General features: G+C 63.6%; 1 protein-coding gene and 1 pseudogene. Both read left to right on the top strand.

Features of this window, described 5'->3' with window-relative positions; genetic code table 11:
- Positions 1 to 283 (top strand): annotated as a pseudogene (locus EJI00_RS24810) (hypothetical protein); the annotation flags it as partial.
- Between the two features lie 49 nt (positions 284 to 332).
- Positions 333 to 1,532, top strand: a 1,200-nt coding sequence (locus EJI00_RS24805) for a methyl-accepting chemotaxis protein (RefSeq protein WP_126750114.1), incomplete at its 3' end; no start/stop codon positions are given.

Genomic DNA, 1,532 nt, shown 5'->3' with positions numbered 1-1,532 from the left:
AATCACGGCAGCTAGCCAGGAGCAGAGCACCGGCATCGAACAGGTGAACCAGGCCATTGCGCAGATGGACCAGGTGACGCAGCAGAACGCGGCGCTGGTGGAAGAAGCGGCGGCCGCAGCCCAGTCTATGCAGGAGCAGGCCGCCAGCCTGGTGGAAGCGGTGAGCGTGTTCAAGCTGCATCAACCGCAGCAGGCTGCCACCGCCTTCCGCCGCAAAGAGCCCAGCCACGCGTCGCGGGCGACGTCCGGCGCGCACAAGAGCATGAGGTTGATCGAAGCGTGAGCCTTCTAGGGCATTCGATCGTCTGTCCTTTTCATTCCATTACCCCACCATGAACATCCTCTCGAACATGCGCATTGGAACGCGCTTGGCCATCGGCTTCGGCTTGGTTCTCGTCCTGACGCTGGTCTCGGCCGCCTTTGCGCTGATGACCGCACGCAGCAATGCCGAAGCTACCCGCCAGATGATGCAGAGCCCGCTCGCGAAAGAGCGGCTCATCTCCGACTGGTACGTGCTGACCTACTCGGCCATTGCACGCACCGCGATGATCGCCAGGAGCACCGACGAATCGCTGCCCGTCACCTTTGCCGACGTCATCTCCGACAGCGTCAAGAAGGGCGGAGAAACCATGGCCAAGGTCGAGGCCCTTCTCGTCACCGACTTGGAGAAGTCGACCTTCAAGAACATCGTCGAGCTGCGCGCCAAGTACCAGGCGGCCAAGGACGCGGTGCAGAAGGCCAAGACCGGGGGCAACCCCGCGGAAGCCGACGCGGCCTTCAATAACATGTTCATGCCGGCGGCCAAGGCCTACGAAACGCGCGTGCTCGAACTGCTGGCCCTCGAGCGCAAGGCGATCGACGACATGAGCCGCGCGATCGACGAGGCGAATGCGCGCAGCTTCAACCTCCGCATCTTCCTGACCGCGCTCACGTTGATATTGGGCGCGCTTTGCGCCTTCCTGATCGCCCGCAGCGTCACGCGACCTCTGGGCCATGCGGTGAAGGTGGCCGAAACCGTGGCGAGCGGCGACCTGAGCTCGGCCATTGAAACCGGCTCGCGCGACGAGACCGGCCAGCTGATGAATGCGCTGAAGCACATGAACGAGAGCCTCGCCAAGGTGGTGGGCGAAGTGCGCACAGGCACCGACGCCATCGCCACCGCCTCGGGCCAGATCGCCGCGGGCAACCAGGACCTTTCTTCGCGCACAGAGGAACAAGCCAGCTCGCTCGAAGAGACCGCGGCTTCGATGGAAGAGCTCACCTCCACGGTCAAGCAGAACGCGGACAACGCACGCCAAGCCAATCAACTCGCCCTCTCGGCCTCCGAGGTTGCGGTCAAGGGCGGCGGCGTCGTCAATCAGGTGGTCGAAACCATGGCGTCGATCAATGCTTCGTCCAAGAAGATCGTCGACATCATCGGCGTGATCGACGGCATCGCGTTCCAGACCAACATCCTCGCGCTGAACGCGGCCGTCGAAGCCGCCCGTGCCGGTGAACAAGGCCGAGGCTTCGCCGTGGTGGCATCTGAAGTG

This window comes from Variovorax sp. DXTD-1 (assembly GCF_003984625.1).
Lineage (GTDB): Bacteria > Pseudomonadota > Gammaproteobacteria > Burkholderiales > Burkholderiaceae_C > Variovorax.
The sequence above is the reverse complement of the archived record's forward strand: the minus strand, read 5'-3'. Positions and strand labels throughout refer to the sequence as shown.